Annotated in this window: 18 protein-coding genes; 7 read left to right on the top strand and 11 right to left on the bottom strand. The window is 67.1% G+C overall.

All coding sequences use genetic code 11. From position 1 onward, the window contains the following. Positions 1 to 158: 158 nt before the first annotated feature. Positions 159 to 347, top strand: coding sequence for a hypothetical protein (locus tag M4D77_RS20025; RefSeq protein ID WP_249356290.1), 189 nt, complete (start codon positions 159 to 161; stop codon positions 345 to 347). A 127-nt stretch (positions 348 to 474) separates the two neighbouring features. Continuing rightward, a complete protein-coding gene (locus tag M4D77_RS20020; RefSeq protein WP_259937161.1) occupies positions 475 to 1,335 on the top strand; it encodes an LLM class F420-dependent oxidoreductase in 861 nt (286 codons plus the stop codon). A gap of 11 nt (positions 1,336 to 1,346) precedes the next feature. On the opposite strand, the gene M4D77_RS20015 is transcribed toward M4D77_RS20020, so the two are convergent. Together M4D77_RS20015 and dnaB are read right to left on the bottom strand one after the other, a co-directional pair. Continuing rightward, a complete protein-coding gene (locus tag M4D77_RS20015; protein WP_259937156.1) occupies positions 1,347 to 2,627 on the bottom strand; it encodes a nitrate/nitrite transporter in 1,281 nt (426 codons plus the stop codon). 169 nt (positions 2,628 to 2,796) lie between these two features. After that, on the bottom strand, positions 2,797 to 5,025 hold the full coding sequence (gene dnaB / locus M4D77_RS20010; protein WP_065629486.1) for a replicative DNA helicase: 2,229 nt from the start codon (positions 5,023 to 5,025) through the stop codon (positions 2,797 to 2,799). Between the two features lie 569 nt (positions 5,026 to 5,594). Between dnaB and M4D77_RS20005 the strand changes: the two genes are divergently transcribed. Then, the gene (locus M4D77_RS20005; protein ID WP_065629487.1) at positions 5,595 to 6,257 is read left to right on the top strand and encodes a hypothetical protein; all 663 of its coding nucleotides are present in this window, start codon (positions 5,595 to 5,597) and stop codon (positions 6,255 to 6,257) included. An 82-nt stretch (positions 6,258 to 6,339) separates the two neighbouring features. Here M4D77_RS20005 and rplI read toward each other — a convergent pair whose 3' ends face one another. From rplI to rpsF, 4 genes are all read right to left on the bottom strand, one after another. Beyond that, a complete protein-coding gene (rplI, locus tag M4D77_RS20000) occupies positions 6,340 to 6,795 on the bottom strand; it encodes a 50S ribosomal protein L9 (RefSeq protein ID WP_058252880.1) in 456 nt (151 codons plus the stop codon). An 18-nt stretch (positions 6,796 to 6,813) separates the two neighbouring features. Next, positions 6,814 to 7,071: a 30S ribosomal protein S18 gene (gene rpsR, locus M4D77_RS19995; protein ID WP_004020662.1), complete on the bottom strand. Its 258-nt coding sequence runs from the start codon at positions 7,069 to 7,071 to the stop codon at positions 6,814 to 6,816. Positions 7,072 to 7,157: 86 nt separating this feature from the next. After that, on the bottom strand, positions 7,158 to 7,679 hold the full coding sequence (locus M4D77_RS19990) for a single-stranded DNA-binding protein (protein ID WP_058252881.1): 522 nt from the start codon (positions 7,677 to 7,679) through the stop codon (positions 7,158 to 7,160). A 114-nt stretch (positions 7,680 to 7,793) separates the two neighbouring features. Further along, positions 7,794 to 8,075 carry a 30S ribosomal protein S6 gene (rpsF, locus tag M4D77_RS19985; RefSeq protein WP_058252882.1) on the bottom strand — a complete coding sequence of 94 codons (282 nt, stop codon included), beginning with the start codon at positions 8,073 to 8,075 and terminating at the stop codon, positions 7,794 to 7,796. 167 nt (positions 8,076 to 8,242) lie between these two features. On the opposite strand from rpsF, the gene M4D77_RS19980 reads away from it, so the two are divergent. Beyond that, complete coding sequence (locus tag M4D77_RS19980; RefSeq protein WP_259937152.1) at positions 8,243 to 9,727, top strand: hypothetical protein; 1,485 nt, start codon at positions 8,243 to 8,245, stop codon at positions 9,725 to 9,727. Continuing rightward, complete coding sequence (locus M4D77_RS19975) at positions 9,724 to 10,296, top strand: GNAT family N-acetyltransferase (protein WP_254661172.1); 573 nt, start codon at positions 9,724 to 9,726, stop codon at positions 10,294 to 10,296. Before M4D77_RS19980 ends, M4D77_RS19975 begins: the two co-directional genes overlap by 4 nt. A gap of 3 nt (positions 10,297 to 10,299) precedes the next feature. Here the strand turns inward: M4D77_RS19975 and M4D77_RS19970 are convergent, their stop codons facing one another. From M4D77_RS19970 to M4D77_RS19950, 5 genes are all read right to left on the bottom strand, one after another. Next, on the bottom strand, positions 10,300 to 10,707 hold the full coding sequence (locus tag M4D77_RS19970) for a hypothetical protein (protein ID WP_058252885.1): 408 nt from the start codon (positions 10,705 to 10,707) through the stop codon (positions 10,300 to 10,302). A gap of 36 nt (positions 10,708 to 10,743) precedes the next feature. After that, on the bottom strand, positions 10,744 to 11,682 hold the full coding sequence (locus tag M4D77_RS19965; protein WP_058252886.1) for a hypothetical protein: 939 nt from the start codon (positions 11,680 to 11,682) through the stop codon (positions 10,744 to 10,746). A gap of 52 nt (positions 11,683 to 11,734) precedes the next feature. Next, a complete protein-coding gene (locus tag M4D77_RS19960; RefSeq protein WP_165630764.1) occupies positions 11,735 to 13,381 on the bottom strand; it encodes a glycosyltransferase family 87 protein in 1,647 nt (548 codons plus the stop codon). Next, a complete protein-coding gene (locus tag M4D77_RS19955; protein ID WP_259937148.1) occupies positions 13,338 to 15,689 on the bottom strand; it encodes a transglycosylase domain-containing protein in 2,352 nt (783 codons plus the stop codon). The genes M4D77_RS19960 and M4D77_RS19955 overlap by 44 nt, the downstream gene beginning before the upstream one ends. Before the next feature lie 127 nt (positions 15,690 to 15,816). Then, entirely contained in the window at positions 15,817 to 16,209 is a 393-nt protein-coding gene (locus tag M4D77_RS19950; RefSeq protein WP_065629491.1) for a DUF5318 family protein, read from the bottom strand. 274 nt (positions 16,210 to 16,483) lie between these two features. On the opposite strand from M4D77_RS19950, the gene M4D77_RS19945 reads away from it, so the two are divergent. Then, the gene (locus tag M4D77_RS19945; protein ID WP_259937146.1) at positions 16,484 to 17,233 is read left to right on the top strand and encodes a PadR family transcriptional regulator; all 750 of its coding nucleotides are present in this window, start codon (positions 16,484 to 16,486) and stop codon (positions 17,231 to 17,233) included. Beyond that, entirely contained in the window at positions 17,226 to 18,317 is a 1,092-nt protein-coding gene (locus tag M4D77_RS19940; RefSeq protein ID WP_065629492.1) for an inositol-3-phosphate synthase, read from the top strand. Before M4D77_RS19945 ends, M4D77_RS19940 begins: the two co-directional genes overlap by 8 nt. Positions 18,318 to 18,324 lie beyond the last annotated feature (7 nt).

The following is an 18,324-nucleotide window of genomic DNA, read 5'->3' as shown; positions in this document are numbered from 1 at the left end:
TGCACCCCCGCTGGTTGAGCTGCCCCCACTGGTCGAGCTGCCCCCCGTTGGTTGAGCCGCCCCTCGCTGGTTGAGCTCCCCCCGCTTATTGAGCTCCCCCCGCTGGTTGAGCTTGTCGAAACCACTCCCTGCTGATCGGCATGATGGTGGGTGTGTTGATGATGACGCTCGTGCTCGTCGTCGGGGCCGCGGCGGCCGGGTGCGCGATGACGGCGGCGTACGTCTACCTGCGGCCCGGTGACGACCATGTGCGCACCGAACGGCTCGCCCGGCGGTGGCTGATCGTGACGGCGGTCCTCGGTGTCACCGCGCTCTGCCTGCGATTCGGGTGGCTGTTGCTGAGTTGAGATCCAGTACGTAGGCCACGCAGCGCAAAATGCGGGATCCGTGTCGGAAACCGTTACGTATCCCTCACTCTGTTCTGCTGAGGCATACGATGCCGAGCAGTACCCGACCCACGGATTCGGAGTCATGATGCGACTGGGACTACACGCTCTGGGCATCGGGACCGGGGCACGCCGCGACATCATCGACGCCGTGGCCCGCGAAGCCGAGGCACGTGGTTTCCGCACACTGTGGTGCGGCGAGCATGTTGTGATGGTCGACGACCCGGCGTCGCCGTACCCGTACACCCCCGACGAGAAGATCGCGGTTCCCGCCGAAGCGGACTGGCTCGACCCGACGATCGCCCTCTCCTTCGCCGCCGCGGCCACCACCACGATCCGGCTCGCCACCGGGGTGCTGCTGCTCCCCGAACACAACCCGATCATCATGGCCAAACAGGCCGCGTCGCTCGACCTTCTCAGCGGGGGACGACTGACCCTTGGCGTGGGGATCGGTTGGTCCCGTGAGGAATTCGACGCACTGGGGGTGCCGTTCGCCCGACGAGGTGCCCGGACCGATGCCTACGTCGAGGCGATGCGCGCGCTCTGGCGGGACGAGATCGTCACACATCGCTCGGAATTCGCTGCCTTCGAGAGCATCCGGGTCAATCCGAAACCGGCGGCGGGCCGGATTCCGCTTGTCGTGGGCGGCAACAGTGATCAGGCGTTGCGCCGGGTCGTCGGCTGGGGTGATGGCTGGTACGGATTCAACCTCGACGACGTCGACGCGGTGGCTGATCGGATCCGCACGATCGACCGGTTCCGCCAGGAGAGCGGACGCGACCGTTCCGATCTCGACATCGCGGTCGCGCTGCGGAATCCGGTTCCCGCTGACCGCGCCGGTCTCGACGCTCTCGGCGTCGACGAACTGGTGCTGGTGGAGTCACCGCCCGCGGATTCCGATGCGGTGCCGGGATGGTTGGACGAGCTGGCGGACCGCTGGGCGGTCTGAGGCGGACGGAACTAGCGCGACCACCGTTCCGGCTCCTCACGCAACAGACGCGCACGCCCCTTGCGGCGATAGCGGTAGATCTGGACCGCGCCCAGCCCCCAGAGCATGAACTGCGCCGACATCGCCCAGGTGAACGCCTCCGGCGGATATCCCTGGACCCCGTCCGGGGTTCGCCAGTCGAGGATGAGACCGATGAGCCCTGCGAGGATCAAGCTGGCAATGAACCCCGCCTGGTTGATGATTCCGGTGGCCGTGCCCGCCCGCGATGCCGGATTGGAGGTGCGGCCGACATCGAAACCGATCATCGACGCCGGACCGCCCATTCCACAGACCACCACCAGGAGCACGAGGAGCGCGAACGGCGCACCGCCGGACCACGCCAGTACCACCGTCCAGGTGGCCGCGATTCCGGCGAGCACCGCCAACACCAGCGTCGACCTGTGCCACGGCCACCGGGTGATCAGCCACGCGAAGATCGGGCCGAACGCCATGATGGCGAACACCATGATCGTCAGGAGCAGACCCGCCGCACCGGCGCTCATCCCCTCGCCCTCGACGAAGAAGGGGTAGCCCCACAACAGGCCCAGGACGGTGGCGCTGAAGTGGGTCGAGAAGTGCATCCAGAAACCCAGCCGGGTGCCGGGGTGATCCCACGACTCGCGAAGGTTTCGCCGGATTCCGGCCAACCCGAGCATCGGTCCCGACACCGACCGGACCGTCGCGGAATCGCGCACGACGACCAGTGCGACCACGAGCAGAACGGCGCCGATCCCAGCGGTGGCCAGGTACGCGCGACTCCATCCGAAGGTGGACAGTGCCCAGGTCATCGGTATGGCGGCCGTGACCGCGCCGAGTTGGCCGAGCACGCCGGTGAGCTGCGTGATCAGCGGGATCCGCCGCGCCGGGAACCAGCTCGTCACCAGTCGCAGGACACACACGAAGGTCATGGCGTCGCCCACCCCGACGAAGAACCGCGACGACAGCGCCCACGTGTAGTTGTCCGCGAACGCGAAGCTGATCTGGGCAAGCGTGAGAATCAGCGTTCCGCTGAGGAGTACCCGACGCGGACCGAACCGGTCGACGACGAGCCCGACCGGCACCTGCATCAGCGCGTACACCAGCAGCTGGAGCACGACGAAAGTCGACAACTGCGAAGCGCTGATCTCGAAACGCTCGGCAGCCAGCAGGCCGGCAACGGCCAATGAGGAGCGCTGCAGCACCGCAACGAAGTAGACCGCGACCCCGACGACCCAGATGGTCATCGCCTGCCGCGAACTGACCGGCGAGGTCATCGTTGGGCCTCGCCGTCCGGTCCCACCGACAAAACTCTTTCGATCACCTAACTATTGTCCGGTACGGGGTGTGGGACCTTGTCCGGGCCCCGCTTTGAGCGCGATCAAGACTCTAGAGTGAGGTATCTGTACCGGAAACCGAGACGAATCCCGCACTCTGCGCGGTCGACTACCCCCGCGCCATGTCCACGAACCGACTCAGATGTAGCTGGTGCGCAACGGTAATGGTGGCAGTGGGCCCATTACGGTGCTTGCCGACGATGATGTCGGCCTCGCCCGCGCGCGGGTCGTCACGCTCGATGGAGTCGGGGCGGTGCAGCAGGATGACCATGTCGGCGTCCTGCTCCAGCGAGCCGGACTCACGGAGGTCCGACACCTGGGGCTTCTTGTCGGTACGTTGCTCCGGACCACGGTTGAGCTGACTGATCGCGATCACCGGGACCTCGAGTTCCTTCGCCAGCAGCTTCAACTGGCGGGAGAACTCCGACACCTCCTGCTGCCGGGACTCGACCTTCTTACCCGACGTCATCAGCTGCATGTAGTCCACCGCAACGACTTTCAGGTCGTGTCGCTGCTTGAGACGGCGCGCCTTGGCGCGGATCTCCATCATCGTGAGGTTGGGTGAGTCGTCGATGAAGAACGGCGCCTCCGAGATCTCACCCATTCGACGTGCGAGCCGTGTCCAGTCGTCGTCGCTCATCGTGCCGGCACGCATGTCGGCGAGCTTGATCTTCGCCTCCGCCGACAGTAGGCGCATGACGATCTCGGTCTTGCTCATCTCCAGCGAGAACATGGCGGCGGTCAGACCGTGTCCGATGGCCGCGGAGCGCAGGAAGTCCATCGCCAGGGTCGAGTTGTGCGTCGGGACCATCGCTTCACCCGCGAGATACAGGTGGTCGGCGTTGTCGACCTGGACGCAGCGCACCGGGACCGGGTCGACGGGGCGAACGGCGACGACGCGTCGGACACCGGCCCGGCGACGCAGCTCCTTGTGCCGAATCGCCTTGTGGTGCACGGTGAACACGTCTTCGTCGGCGTCGACGCGCAACCAGCCCGTGGCCGACCGCTTGTAGTTGAAACCGAGCCCGGCCACGAGGTCGGCGACGACCGCCGTCATGTGCCGCGTCGCGGCGGGCACGGTGATCCAGCCGTCGTCGTCCACCGAGGCACGGGCATCCAGCAACCCCGCGAGCAGGGCACGACGCTGCGCGATCGAACCACGGAGATACTCGTACGGAATCCGGCCACCGAGGTCCGCCATCAGCGTCATGACGTCGACCGGGCCCTCCGCGTCGATGCGCATGCTGATCTCGGGATCGTCGAAGGCCATCCCGGCCAGCGCCGCCACCGTGTACGGGCCGTACGCGAACCGCTTGCGCGGCAACTCGAGCGGCGCGGTGTTGCGCACGACCGCGCAGCCGACGTGCGCGCGCAGGCCGGCGGTCGTGATGACCCGCCGCTCGCCGTCGATCTCGGCCGCCCACTGGTGTTGCTCGTCGGCGACGATCGTCGCGCCGTCGTTGAATTCGATTTCGTAGCAGGGCCGTTCGGTCATCACCTCGGTGGCGGCGACGACCCGGGTGGGCCGGCCGTGGGCATCGAGCAGGAGATCGCCGACCCCGACCTTGCCCATCGTGGTCCAGCCGGTGGGCGTCGGCAGCGGGGTGTCGAGCGCGAGCGCCTTGCCGACACCAGGACGTGCGGCGACGATGATCATCTGACCGGGGTGGAGCCCGTTGGTGAGCTTGTCGAAATCGGCGAAGCCGGTCGGGACACCGAGCGAGATGCCGCCTCGCGACGCGATGGAGTCGATCTCGTCCATCGTCGGCTGCAAGAGATCCTCGAGCGGGACATAGTCCTCGGCGGTGCGCTTCTCGGTGACCTCGTACACCTCGGCCTGGGCGCGGTCGACCACCTCGGCGACATCCTGCCCGTCGGCGCCGGCGTAGCCGTACTGGACGATGCGTGTGCCGGCCTCCACGAGTCGACGCAGCAATGCCTTCTCGGCGACGATCTCGGCGTAGTAGCCGGCGTTCGCGGCGGTGGGCACCGTGGAGATCAGCGTGTGCAGGTACGGCGCACCACCGATGCGCTTGAGCTCGCCCGCCCGCTCGAGTTCCGCGGCGACCGTCACCGCGTCGGCGGGCTCGCCTTTCGAGTACAGGGTGAGGATCGCCTCGAAGACCGCCTGATGGGCCGGACGGTAGAAGTCGCCGGTGCGGATCTTCTCGACGACGTCGGCGACCGCGTCCTTGGACAGCAACATGCCACCGAGCACCGATTGCTCGGCGGCGAGGTCCTGCGGGGGCTGCCTACCGAAGTCCTCGGCGGGGATCTCGTCTTCCCGGCCTCGCCCTCCGGCGGCGGGGCCGCGCCCGCGGTCATCCACAACAGCCACGCGTGTCAAACCTCTCGCAACGTTCGATCCCACCCGACATCGAATGAGTACGACTCTGAGTCTGGTGTCGGCCCCGGTAGGCCACGTCGCGAGTCCCCGGTGTCGACGTCGTGTTCTGGTCAGTCTCTTCCTATCGGGTGGCACCGACAGCCAAGTGTCGTGTGCGCCGAGACGGGCGGAGACGCTGAGGCGTGACACTAGGACGTCTGCGACCGCTACTCAAACCGACCTGTTGACGGATCTGGGGAACACTTGTGGACGGTGTGTGAGTTGCGCGGGGACGAGTTGTGCAGCCTTTGTGGACAACCTGAGGAATCAGGGTGTGAACAACACAGTTTTAGCAGGTCAGCGCCCTCACTAATTTCCACAATCAAGTAATTGGAAATCCTTTGGACTTCTTCGGCGCGTCGTCTTGCGGGCGTGTTGCGGACACCTGTTCAACTCCCCGTGGCGAATATTCGGGTGAACATCCGGTGTGGTCTGCGTTACACCTGGCCAGACGGGCGGGCGACGCCGCTTCGCACGATTCTGCGGCGATCGCCGAACGACGCCCCTTCGGGTGTGATGCAATGTCGATCGTGTCGAGGTTGGGGTTGAGGTCCGTCGTCGTCCGTCGTGCGGTCACCGTGCTGGCGGCCGTGACCGCTGCCGCCGGGCTGGCGGTGGCCCCGCCGACGTCCGCCGCGCCAGGCCCCTCGATGCCCCTCGAGTTCGATCTGTCGCGTTATCAGCCGGTCGCCCCCACGACCTTCCGATCGCTGGCCTATGTCGACAACGGACGGTCTTTCTTCACCACCGGTAGGTGGGTGTGCGAGATCGGTCCCGGCTACCGTTACGTCGGCTGCGCGGGCCGTCCCGCGACCGCCCCGCCGAACGCGACCGGCGCGGTGATCTCCGATGATCAGCAGGGCCCGTGGTGGGCGCGTGCCGATCAGACCTACCGGTTCGGCCCGGAGAGCGGCTTCCGGCCACCGGTCCTCGGTGTCGGCAAACGGGTCACCATCGAAGGCGTCACGTGCACCGTGCCCCGTCGCGACACCGTCGCCTGCCGCACCGGCGACCGCGCTCTCATCTTCACGCCCGCCTGGCACAAGTTCTTCTTCCCGTCCTGGGACACCCTCGGTCCGGGCAACAACGCGGTCGACCACAGCGCCAACCCGGCACCGCAGTACCTTCCGCCGCGACTGCAGTACTGGAACCAGCTGCCGGCCAGTCCGCCTGCGCCGAAATAGGGGCTCAGCGGAGGCGCTCAACAGACACGACAAGGCCGGGTGGAGGATCTCCACCCGGCCTTGTGTATGTAGAACGCTGAGGTCAGCTCGCGGCGACGACGGCGAGCTGGACGGTCGCCGAGACCTGCGGGTGCAGGTTGACGACGACCGGGTAGCTACCGGTGGCCTTGATGTGCCCCTTGGGCAGCTCGACGCTGCGCTTGTCGAGGGTCGGACCGCCCGCGGTCTTGATGGCACCGGCGACGTCTGCCGCGGTGACCGAACCGAAGAGCTTGCCCGAGTCGTGGGTCTTCACGTCCAGCGAGACGTCGGCGAGGCCCTCGAGGGCCTGCTTCAGCTCGTTGGCGTGCTCGAGACCGCGGACCTCGCGGGCCTCCTGTGCCCGACGGATGCCTTCGACCTGCTTCTCGGCGCCGCGGGTGGCCTTGATGGCCAGGCCGCGGGGCAGCAGGTAGTTGCGGCCGTAGCCGTCCTTGACCACGACGATGTCGCCGGCTTCGCCGAGGTTCTCCACGGCGGCGGTGAGGATGAGCTTCATGTCAACTGATCCTTCCGCTTATCGGCTGGTCGAGGTGAAGGGCAGCAGGGCCACCTCACGCGAGTTCTTCACTGCCACAGCGACGTCGCGCTGATGCTGCACGCAGTTACCGGTCACGCGACGCGACCGGATCTTGCCCCGGTCGGACAGGAAACGACGCAGCAGCGCGGTGTCCTTGTAGTCGATGACGGCCTTCTTGTCCTTGCAGAAGCTGCACGCCTTGGTCTTGGTGACCTTCTCGACGCGAGGCTTCCGGCTCGGCTTTGCCTTTGCCATGTGTGTGTTGCTCCAGTCAATGCTGTCGGGGACGGTCGCTGCCGTTCCCGGGCTGTTCGGGGCGGATCATCGTGCCCCGACCGATATCAGAAAGGTGGTTCGTCGTCCCCGCCGCCGAACGATCCCCCGCTGTTGCTGGCAGGCGCGCTGCCCCAGGGATCGTCGGCAACCTGCTGGTTCGAACCGCCGCCGCGGCCACCGCCGCCGCCCGATCCGAATCCACCGCCGCCACCGCCACCGCCGCGCGAGGCCCGATTGACCTTGGCGGTGGCGTAGCGCAGCGAGGGGCCGATCTCGTCGACCTCGAGTTCCACGACCGTGCGTCGTTCACCCTCTTTGGTTTCGTAGGACCGCTGCTTGAGCCGTCCCTGCACGATCACCCGGGAGCCCTTGGTCAGGCTTTCGGTCACGTTCTCCGCGGCGTCGCGCCAGATGTTGCAGCGGAGGAACAGCGCTTCGCCGTCCTTCCACTCGTTGGTCTGGCGGTCGAAGGTGCGCGGGGTGGAAGCCACCGTGAAGTTGGCAACCGCTGCGCCGGACGGCGTGAACCGCAATTCCGGGTCGGCGGTCAGATTGCCGATGACGGTGATGACCGTGTCGCCTGCCATGTGTGTTTCCCCTCGGGTCGTTGGTGGGCACTCGCTGATCGACATGCACCGGATTCTGGGCTCAACCCTAGAACCCGGTACCGACGTCTTCACACGATCAAGAAACCCTGTGGATTACTTCCGCAGGACCTTGGTGCGCAGAACCGACTCGTTCAGCTTCAGCTGACGATCGAGCTCGGAGACCGTGGCGGGCTCGGCATTGAGATCGATGACGGCGTAGATGCCCTCGTTGTGCTTGAGGATCTCGTAGGCGAGTCGGCGCTTGCCCCAGATGTCGACGCCGTCCACCGAACCGCCGTCCTTACGGACAACGTTGAGGAAAGTATCGAGTGAGGGTGCGACGGTGCGCTCGTCCAGATTCGGATCGAGGATGACCATCAATTCGTAGTGACGCATAAGACCACATCACCTCCTATGGGCTAGGTCGGCCACGGACTGTCCGTGGCAGGAGGGTCGCCTGCGTCGGCAACCGGTCCAAGATACATGACCTGCCCGTTCGCAGAGAAATCCGTGGTCGCGGGCCGCCTCGGCGACACATCATGGGACCACCTACGCTGTTGCCCATGTCGGAGCGGCGGACAACCCCGGGCCGGTGGTCGGCGCGGCTCTCCGGCCGTGGTGAGACGGCCGTGATCGTCCTCGTCTCGGTGTTGGCGACAGCCGCGACGATGTTCTGGAGTTTCCAGGCGAAGCTGCGGTGCGGCGGCGCCCCGTTCGATGCACTCGGACGTAGCGACAACTGGCCGACCGGCGATCCGGACGCGGTGATCCCCTGCTACTCGGACCTGATGTATCTCTGGCTCGGTCGCGACATCAACACCCACGTCTTTCCCTACATCCACGGTGGGATCACATCGAACGGCACCCTGTTCGGTGGCGTCGTCGAATATCCGGTCCTCTCCGGCGTGCTCATGTTCGCCGGTGCGGTCGGCGCCGACACCGACACCGAGTTCTTCACCCAGTCCGCGCTCCTGTTGGCGCCGTTCGGTTTCGCGATCACCGTGCTGCTCGCATCGATGGTGCGCTGGTGGGCGTTGCTCTGGGCCGCAACACCTCCGCTGGTGCTGTACTCCTTCCACAACTGGGAACTCCCGGTCGTTGCCACCGCCGTCGGGGCCGTCGCCGTGATGGCATGGGGCGCGTCGGTCCACCCCGTAACCCGTGGACGACGACTGCCGCTTCGTACGAGCGCGGTGATCGCGGCGGTTCTGCTCGCGATCGGATTCTGCCTCAAGCTCTACCCGGGGATCTTCGTATTACCTTTGGCGGCATACGTTCTCACCCGCGGAGCCGGCGGAGCGCGCATGGTCGAACGACGACGAGACGCCCGCGGCGGTCTCGACTGGACGGGCGCCGGTTGGGTAGCGGGCGCTGCCGTCGTGACCGTGGTCGCGATCCAGTTGCCGTTCATGGTGCTCGGATTCGACGGGTGGAAGGCGGCGCTGTCGTTCCAGAGTCGACGACGCGCCGACGTCGACACCAATTCCATCTGGTACTGGGGGCTGCGCTATCTCACCGGGACCGGTGACACCTACCACTCGCTGGTCAGTGTGCTGTCGCCGCTGCTGATCCTCACGACGTTCGCGGTCGCGATGTACCTCGGGTGGCGCCGCTTCGACCGCGTCGGCATCTTCCCCTGGATCGGCGTGAGCGGCGCGATGCTCGCGGGTTTCATGCTGTTCCACAAGGTCCACTCCCCGCAATACACGCTCTGGATCCTGCCGTTCTTCGTTCTGATGAAGGTCCGGGGGTCGGTGATCCTGACGTATCTGCTCACCGACCTCGCCCTCGACCTGACGATTTTCCGGCTGTTCCCGATCCGCGATGCCGGCGAGCCGCTGCCGTGGTGGATCGTCACCGGCGTCGCCGGTTCGGTGTGGGTGCACGCCGCCCTGCTGGCCTACCTGATCGTGACCCTCCCGCGGACCCCGCTCCGGGAACCGTTGGCCTCCAGGGTGGCCGCACACGTGCACGATGCCACCGATCAGGGGTCCGCTGACGCACCCCGGCACCCGCCGCGAGACGCGATGGCGAGAGGCTCGTCATGAGTTCCTGGTTGGCGACCGGCCCCCTGGTGCACGGACGAGTCACGTTGCGACCGATCAGCATCGAGGACATCGGACCGTTGGCGCGCGTGGTCGACGACCCGACCCGATTCCGGTGGGTCCCCGGAGTGCCGACGGACGAGGACAGCGCCCGTCGGTTCGTCGACTCGGCGCTCCGGTCCCGGGTGGCGTTCGCCGTGGTCGACAACACCGACGGCAGTGTCGTCGGGTCGACGAGTTTCTACGACATCGACGAGGCCAACCGGGCCGCGTGCATCGGGTACACCTTCTACAGCGAACGCGTCCAGGGAACCGCGGTGAACCCCACCGCCAAGTTCCTGCTGATGCGCCATGCGTTCGAGGAGCGCGGCGCCGTCCGCCTCACCTGGCACACCCACGAGAACAACACTCAGTCCCGCGCCGCGATCACCAAACTGGGTGCCAACTTCGAGGGTCTGCTGCGCAAGCACCGCCGATTCGGCGACGGCTGGCGCACGACCGCCTTGTACGCGATGACCGACGACGAGTGGCCGTCGGCGAGAGATCGCCTGTTACAACGAATCTCTGTCTGAGACCTAGGGATTCGCGGTGTGCTCGGGATGGCCCTGGGTGCGCCGGTCTTCTTTCATCCGCGCCTCGTGCACGTGTCGCTGGCCGTCGGTCAGGTCGGCTCGAACCCGGTTGACGTACTCACGCAACGGGCCCCAGTAGGTGTCGTCGAATTCCTCGACGACCTGGAATGTCCAGCGCCCCTCGAGAACGTTGCGACCCACCAACTCGGTGGACAACTCGTCGGCAAACTCCCCGTGTCCGGCCTTTCGTAATTCGTCCACTGCTTCGCCGAGCAGCAGATCGCCGCGTCCGATGAGTTGGTGGAACGAATAGAGGTGGCCGCGGGCGCGCTCGATGTACTCGAGCGCCTCCCCCACCTTGCCGACCGCTTCCGCGGTGTCGTCCGAGATGTGTGGTGCGGTATCCGACATGATCCGTCATTACCCACCGGAGCGGTCACCCAACCGTCAGTACTCCCCGTGGTAGGAGTGCCGGTAGCGATCGCCCTCGAGCGACGCCCTGATCTCACCGACCTCGCCTCCTAGTGCGGTGTTGATCTTGTGCCCCAGCCGCTCGAACTCCTCGTGTGCGGCAGCCGATCTGGAGGTGAGCGCGGCGAGCGTGGACAGCCAGCGGTGTACGGCGCGCAGGTCGTCCGTCGTCAACGGTCCCCTCACCCAGTTCTCGCGTTCCCACGTCTGTCGTTCCCATGCCTGCCACGGATGATCCCAGCCGCTCGGCGGCGAGATGGCGAAGAGGCCCCGCACGATGACGTCGTTGCGGTCGATGCCCGCATCCGCACGCCACCCGTCGACGACCTTCGAGTAGGCGACGTAGTCGGCCGCGGTCCACGTCGACTCGCGAAGGTCCCGCCAGCCGGCACGGCGCAGCGACCTGGCCACTTTGCTCTCGAGGACCGGACTCGGATGTTTCGGCTCCCCGGCGCCCGCGAAGTAGAGAAACCAGGTGAAACCGGCCGGACCCAGACGCTCGATCATGTTGCCGCCCTTGTCGGGCCGAAGCATTGCATACGCCGCGCCGGGCTCCTCGCGGCCCGTCTCGGCCGCGTCTCTCAGCAGCCCGCCGAGGTACTTCCGGTCGGCGGACACCGCGGCGATCCGCTTCTTGCCGTCGGAGGTGCGGCGGCCGAGACAGAACGCGACGACGTTCCACAGCAACGCAATCGCGTCGTCGGGCGAGTCGGTGGCCCGAGACCCCAGCGCGAACAGGTCTGCTCTGCTGATCTTGTTGCCGAGCAACGAATCCGGGAGTCCGTGTTCGGCGAGCGCGTCCGTCCACCACTGCCGGTCGACGGCGACGGTGTCGGAGTGCAGTTCGGCGGCCCGGTCGCCCGCCGAGAGCCAGTCGGTGAGATCGTCGGGGAGAGCGAGTGTGGTGTGCTTCATGGTCGTTTGGACGCAGCGGGGCCCGGTTCGGTTCCGTCGCGTTCGGTGACCGTCATCCGCCCACCGGGGCCGGTTCCCGAGGACCATCCGCGGTGCCGAGCGTCCTCGCCCGGCGGCCGATCCGGTCGGGAGCACCGTCGAGGACACCACCGGCCGGGTCGTCGTACCATCGGCCGTCGTTCCCGCGGCGGACGAGGTCGTCGCGCGGATGCCAGATCTGCCAGAGGACGACGGCACAGAGGACCAGCACCATCAGTCCGCGGAGCACGACGGCTGCGGTGAACCACTGGTCGGGAAGCCAGCGACGTTCGGCCTCGAGGAACAGACTCATCCGCGGCACCCAGATCAGGGCGTCGAGCGTCATCCAGGCCAGCAGCAGTCGAGTATGTGGAATGGCAAGCACGGCAAGCGGAACCAGCCACAGCGAGTACTGGGGACTCCACACCTTGTTCACCAGCAGGAAGCCCGCCACCGCGAGAAAGGTCAGTTGGGCCACGCGGGGTCGGTGCGGCGCGAGGATTCCGATCGCGGCCACCGCCGCGATCACGGCGACCGTCAGACCCACCGACAACGCGTTCAGATAACCGATGTTCCATGTGAAACCAGCCGAGTCGGCCACGATCCGGTAGATGGTGTCGGGGTCCGCCGACCGATCGCCGTTGAATCGGAAGAACTCCCACCACCCCGTCGGGTACGGGATCAGGATCGGCAGGTTGACCGCCAGCCAGGCGCCGATCGCCGTCGCAGCCGTGATCCCGAACTCGCGGACTCTCCCGCTGCGCAGACAGAGCGCACCCAGCACCACCAACAGGAGTGCGGGATACAGCTTCGCGGCCGCGCCGAGCCCGATGAACAGGCCGGCCACCCAGAACTTCTCCCGCGACCAGGCCAGCAGGGCCACCGCGACGGCCGCGGTGGCGATGGCGTCGAAGTTGGTGAACGCGTGGACGACGACGAGGGGGGACAGCGCCACCAGCCATACCGTCCACATGCGGGTTCGCGCGGTGAGGGCCGTCGCCCAGACGGTCACGAGCCAGAACGCCGCCAACGCCAGGGCGGCGATGGTGAAGAACAGCACGACGTCGAGCGCGCCGGGGACACCCCAGTTGGCCTCGGCCCAGACCCAGCCCTGCGTCAGCTGCGCCGCGCCGTACATGAACATCCCGGTGACGACCGGATACTCCATGTACCGCTTGATGGTCTCGCCTTCGGAGCCCTCCTGGAACCAGAAGTCGCGGTAGGGCAGCGCTCCCCGGTTGAGGCGTTCCGCCCCGAACAGGCTGATCACGTCGGAGTAGCAGAGGTTGGTGAACTGACGCTGATCGTCCCAGTCGAGCCGCATCTCGGCGCTCGCGCCGGCGGCCCCGGAGTCGGCCGGCGCCTGTTGCAGGCACCCGGCCTTGCCGAACCAGCCGAGCGCGAGTCCGCACAACGCGAGCGCGAAGAGCACCCGCAGCGGAGTCAGATGCCGGCCGCGCCCGATGACGGCGTGCGCCCCGACCGGCCCGCCGACGAGCGAACTCGCCTCTCGCACCAGACCGTCCGTGCGCGTCGGCAAGATGCGTGCATCGTCGACACGCTGATCGCTCGCCAGTGGTGCAGGGCTGTCCCAGACGGGTTCAGAGCCGCTCGCCGCGGAGTCGGCCGGGTCCGGGTCAGCCGATGGGCGGTTCAGGGACTCCTCCGCCACCGTCTCCACCGCCGCCGGGTATGCCGCCGAGGTCGCCACCGTCGCCACCGCCGGCGTCGCCACCCCCGTCGCCACCACCGGGGCTGTTCCCGCCGCCGGCGCCACCACCGCCGCCGTTGCGCGGAGCGCCCGGGATCGGGATCGTCACGCCTGGTGCGAGGGTGAGGTTGCCGTCACCGCCCTGGTCGGGGATGTCGAAGTTCGGTATGGAAGGCCCACGCCGGGGCTGCGACGGCGCGTACGTGGTGGCCGGTGCCTCATACGGCACGCCCGCCACGCCGCCGACCGATTCCGGCTCGGGGAACTGCTTGATCTCCTTGCCCTCGAGCGCAGCATCCATCGCCGACTTCCAGATCGACGACGGCAGGCCGCTGCCGTAGATCGACGCGCCGTTGTAGTTCGTCAGGGCTGTGCCGTCGCTGGTGCCTACCCAGACCGCGGTCGACAGCTGCGGGGTGTACCCGACCATCCACGCGTCCTTGTTCTGCCCGGTGTCGCCGAGCTGGACGGTGCCGGTCTTGGCCGCCGACGGCCGCGAACCAAGAGACGAGTCGTAGAGCGAGTTGCCGTTGGAGTATGCCGCCACCGGTTCGAGCGCCGCGCTGACGTTGTCGGCGACCTTCGCGGGGAAGACGCGCTTGCCCTCGGTCTTGCGCTCGTAGAGGACCTGCCCCTCGGCGTCGACGACCTTCTGGACGAAGTGCGGCTCGTGGTAGACACCCGATGCTGCGAGCGTGGCGTATGCCGAGGCCATGTCGATGACCCGGGACTGATACTGGCCCAGGACCACACCGCCCTCGGGCTCGCCGTTGGCCTCCTGCAGGGTGTGCTCGATGTTGCCGAAGGACTCGGCCACACCCGCGCGGTGCGCGGCGTCGGCGACCGCCCGGGCACCACCGTCGAGGTCCATCATCAGGCGGTAGTACACCGTGTTGAGGGACATCTTCATCGCCGTCGCGAGGTTGCAGGTACCGCAGCTCTCACCGTCGGAGTTCTCGACGGTGAGTCCGCCGCTGGCCTGGAACGGCGCGGAGCTGTAGGTCTTCGACAACGGGATGTCCTGTTCGAGTGCCGCGACGAGCGCGAACACCTTGAACGACGACCCGGTCTGCAGGCCCGCCTGGGCGAGGTCCCAGCCGCCCGGGTTGTCGCCGCCGTAGTAGCCACGCACCCCGCCGGTCTGCGGGTCGATGGACACCACCGACGCGAGCAGGTCGTCGGGTTCGCCGTTCAGCTCGCCTTCGGGGCACTTGTAGATCCGGTTCTTGCGGCAGGCCGCCTGGACGACGCCGTTCTGGACCTGCGGATCGATCGTGGTGCTGATCTTGAGACCGCCGGTCCGCAGTTGCTTGTCGGTGATGCCGATGCGGTTGAGCTCGGCGAGGACCTGTCGCTTGATGAGACCGTTGGGTCCGGGGGTCTCGTCGGAGTCGCTGACACGCGCCTTGACGGTCTTGGGGAAGACCGCGTTGTCGGCCTGCGCGCGGGTGATGGCACCGGTCTCGACCATGCCGTCGAGGACGTAACGCCAGCGCGCCTCGGTGACCTCGCGGTTGGTGTCCGGGTCGTAGTAGGACGGCGCGCGGATGACCGCCGACAACAGCGCGGCCTCTTCGAAGGTGAGCGGGTTGCGCTCGGCGCGACGCTTGTCGGTGATCGACTTGTTGAAGAACTTCTGCGCGGCCACCGCGACGCCGTAGGCGCCCCGGCCGAAGTAGATCGTGTTGAGGTAGGCCTCGAGGATCTTCTCCTTCGACCAGCCGTGCCGGTCGTTCATCTTCGCGGCGATCGCGAGCTCTTTGAACTTCCGGGAGTAGCTGACCTCGTCACCGACGATCGCGTTCTTGACGTACTGCTGCGTGATGGTCGAGCCACCGCCGGCGGTCTGGTTGCCGGTGATCTGACCGATGGCAGCGCGGGACAGGCCGCGGGGCGAGAAGCCGTTGTTGGTCCAGAACTCCCGGTCCTCGGCGGCGACGATCGCCTGCTTCATCGTCTCGGGGATCTCGTCGAACGGGACGACCGTGCGGTTGCCGTCGGGCGAGGTGACGTCTGCGAGGGTCCGCCCGGACGTGTCGACGATGGTGGCCTTCTGGCTCACCTCCGGTTCGGGGATCTCGGCGGTGAAGTAGATGGCCGCGAACGCGATGATGAGCACCAGCACGATCGCCGGCACGATGGCGCCCACGATCCCCAGCGCCCACGCGAACCGTCGGTGTCGTGTCGCTGTCTGACTCCTGTTCTGACCGCCGCCGCCCGGACCGGGTCGGACTCCGGTGCGTCGCGGCGTGGGCGAAGAACCACTTGCCTCGCTCATCGTCCACCTTCCTACCGGGTCGCACGGACATTCGTCATCCGGCGAGCACGGTCAACTTCTCTGGCCTCGTGCCGCTCCACTGTGACAGCAGGCCACCGCCCCGGGCAAAAAACCGCAGGCCGGCGCGCTACTTGGCCACGCGTCGGGAGCGACGCGTGGTCTGCGGCGGCAGCCCGGCAACGTACGACTGGACCAGATGGTTCCAACTGCAGGTCCGGCACACCTCGACCACGTGCACCGAGAACTCCTCGGCGGTCGTCGCGAGCCGGGCGATCTCCTCGTTGCTGCGCGCCGACCCGCTCACCTGACCGAGCCGGTCGCCGAACACCCAGGACACCAGCGTGACCTGCTCTTTTCGGCAGATCGGGCACATCGTGGTGCTGGGTCGACCATGGAATTTCGCGGCGCGCAGGAGGTAGGGGCTCGCATCGCAGACCTCGGCAACGGCGGTCCGGCCCGCGTGGACCGAGGACAGCCGAGCGCGCCGCTGCAGGGCGTAGTCGACGATCTGGCGTTGCACGGTTCTCAGGGTACGTGGTCTCCGCCGGGGCGTCGGGCCGACGGGGTCCGGCACGCGGGTCCGACGGACCCACACCCGGGATGGTCGATCGCCGCGTGGTGGCGTCGTCGCGTGTCCGTCCTCCCGCCGACCGACCGCTCGTGGACACAGTTATATCGGTGCGATACATTGGCAAACACATCGGAACGAGGTGTCGGCTCGTCAGAGCGTGCCGGCACATCGATCCGAGGAAGTAGTGACAGTCATCGGCAGGACCGCGAAGGGGGGTGGCGAAGTGCTCGAGTTGGCCATTCTCGGACTGCTTCTCGAATCCCCCATGCACGGCTATGAGCTGCGTAAGCGGCTCACCGGCCTGCTCGGCGCCTTCCGTGCGTTCTCGTACGGATCGCTCTACCCGACGCTGCGTCGCATGCAGGCCGACGGCCTCATCGACGAACCGGAGACGCCCCTGGGCGTGAAGGTGCGGCGTGGCCGGCGCGTCTACCAGCTCACCGACGCGGGCCGGGAACGGTTCGCGGAGTTGGTCGCCGACACCGGACCCCAGAACTACACCGACGACGGTTTCGGTGTGCATCTGGCGTTCTTCAGCCGGACCCCCGCGGTCGCGCGCATGCGCATCCTCGAGGGTCGCCGGCGGCAGGTCGAGGAGCGTCGAGAAGGGTTGCGGGAGATCGTCGGGCGGTCCAACCGGGCCGTCGACCGGTACACCCGTCAGCTGCATCAGCTCAGCCTCGAATCGAGCGACCGCGAGGTCCGCTGGCTCAACGAGCTGATCGCGGCCGAGAGCTCCCAGCAGGACGGGTCGCCGGACCCGTTCGACGACGATCTCGCCGACGGCGAACGGTCACCGTTCGATCCGGGGCGGCCCGCGGCCTCCACCGGACGAGCCGATGACGAACATCAAGACCCGGACTCGACGCCGAGCCGGGACGAACAGCTCGACGAACCCGAGCAACGGAAAACACCGGTTGCGCAGCGAACGACTGCGATGCCGCGAGAAGAAGGAGAACCCGACCATGGGTGAGCCCAATAAGGTGCGCGTTGCCATTGTGGGCGTAGGAAACTGCGCTTCATCCCTGGTGCAGGGCGTGCAGTACTACAAGGACGCCGACGAGAGCTCCACCGTTCCCGGCCTCATGCACGTGAAGTTCGGCCAGTACCACGTCCGCGACGTCGAGTTCGTCGCCGCGTTCGACGTCGACGCCAAGAAGGTCGGCTTCGACCTGTCCGACGCGATCTTCGCGAGCGAGAACAACACCATCAAGATCGCCGACGTGCCGCCGACCGGCGTCACCGTCCAGCGCGGCCACACCCTCGACGGCCTCGGCAAGTACTACCTCGAGACCATCACCGAGGCCGACGGCTCCGGTGTCGACATCGTCCAGGCCCTCAAGGACAACGAGGTCGACGTCCTCGTCAGCTACCTCCCCGTCGGCTCGGAGCAGGCCGACAAGTTCTACGCCCAGTGCTGCATCGACGCGGGCGTCGCGTTCGTCAACGCCCTGCCGGTGTTCATCGCCTCGGACCCCGAGTGGGCCCAGAAGTTCGCCGACGCCGGTGTCCCGATCGTCGGCGACGACATCAAGAGCCAGGTCGGCGCCACCATCACCCACCGTGTGATGGCGAAGCTGTTCGAGGATCGCGGCGTCACCCTCGACCGCACCTACCAGCTCAACGTCGGCGGCAACATGGACTTCAAGAACATGCTCGAGCGTGAGCGTCTGGAGTCGAAGAAGGTCTCCAAGACCCAGGCCGTCACCTCCAACCTGAACGGTCCGCTGGCCGGCAAGATCGCCGACAAGAACGTCCACATCGGCCCGTCGGACCACGTCGAGTGGCTCGACGACCGCAAGTGGGCCTACGTCCGTCTCGAGGGTCGCGCCTTCGGCGACGTGCCGCTGAACCTGGAGTACAAGCTCGAGGTCTGGGACTCCCCCAACTCGGCCGGCATCATCATCGACGCCGTGCGCGCCGCCAAGATCGCCAAGGACCGCGGTATCGGCGGACCGGTCATCCCGGCCTCGGCCTACCTGATGAAGTCCCCGCCGAAGCAGCTCGCCGACGACGTCGCGCGTCAGCAGCTCGAGGAGTTCATCATCGAGGCCTGAGCCTCGA

It is taken from the genome of Gordonia sp. p3-SID1431, from assembly GCF_025143765.1.
GTDB lineage: Bacteria > Actinomycetota > Actinomycetes > Mycobacteriales > Mycobacteriaceae > Gordonia > Gordonia hongkongensis.
Note: the sequence above shows the minus strand (reverse complement) of the source record. Positions and strands in the feature narration are given on the sequence as shown.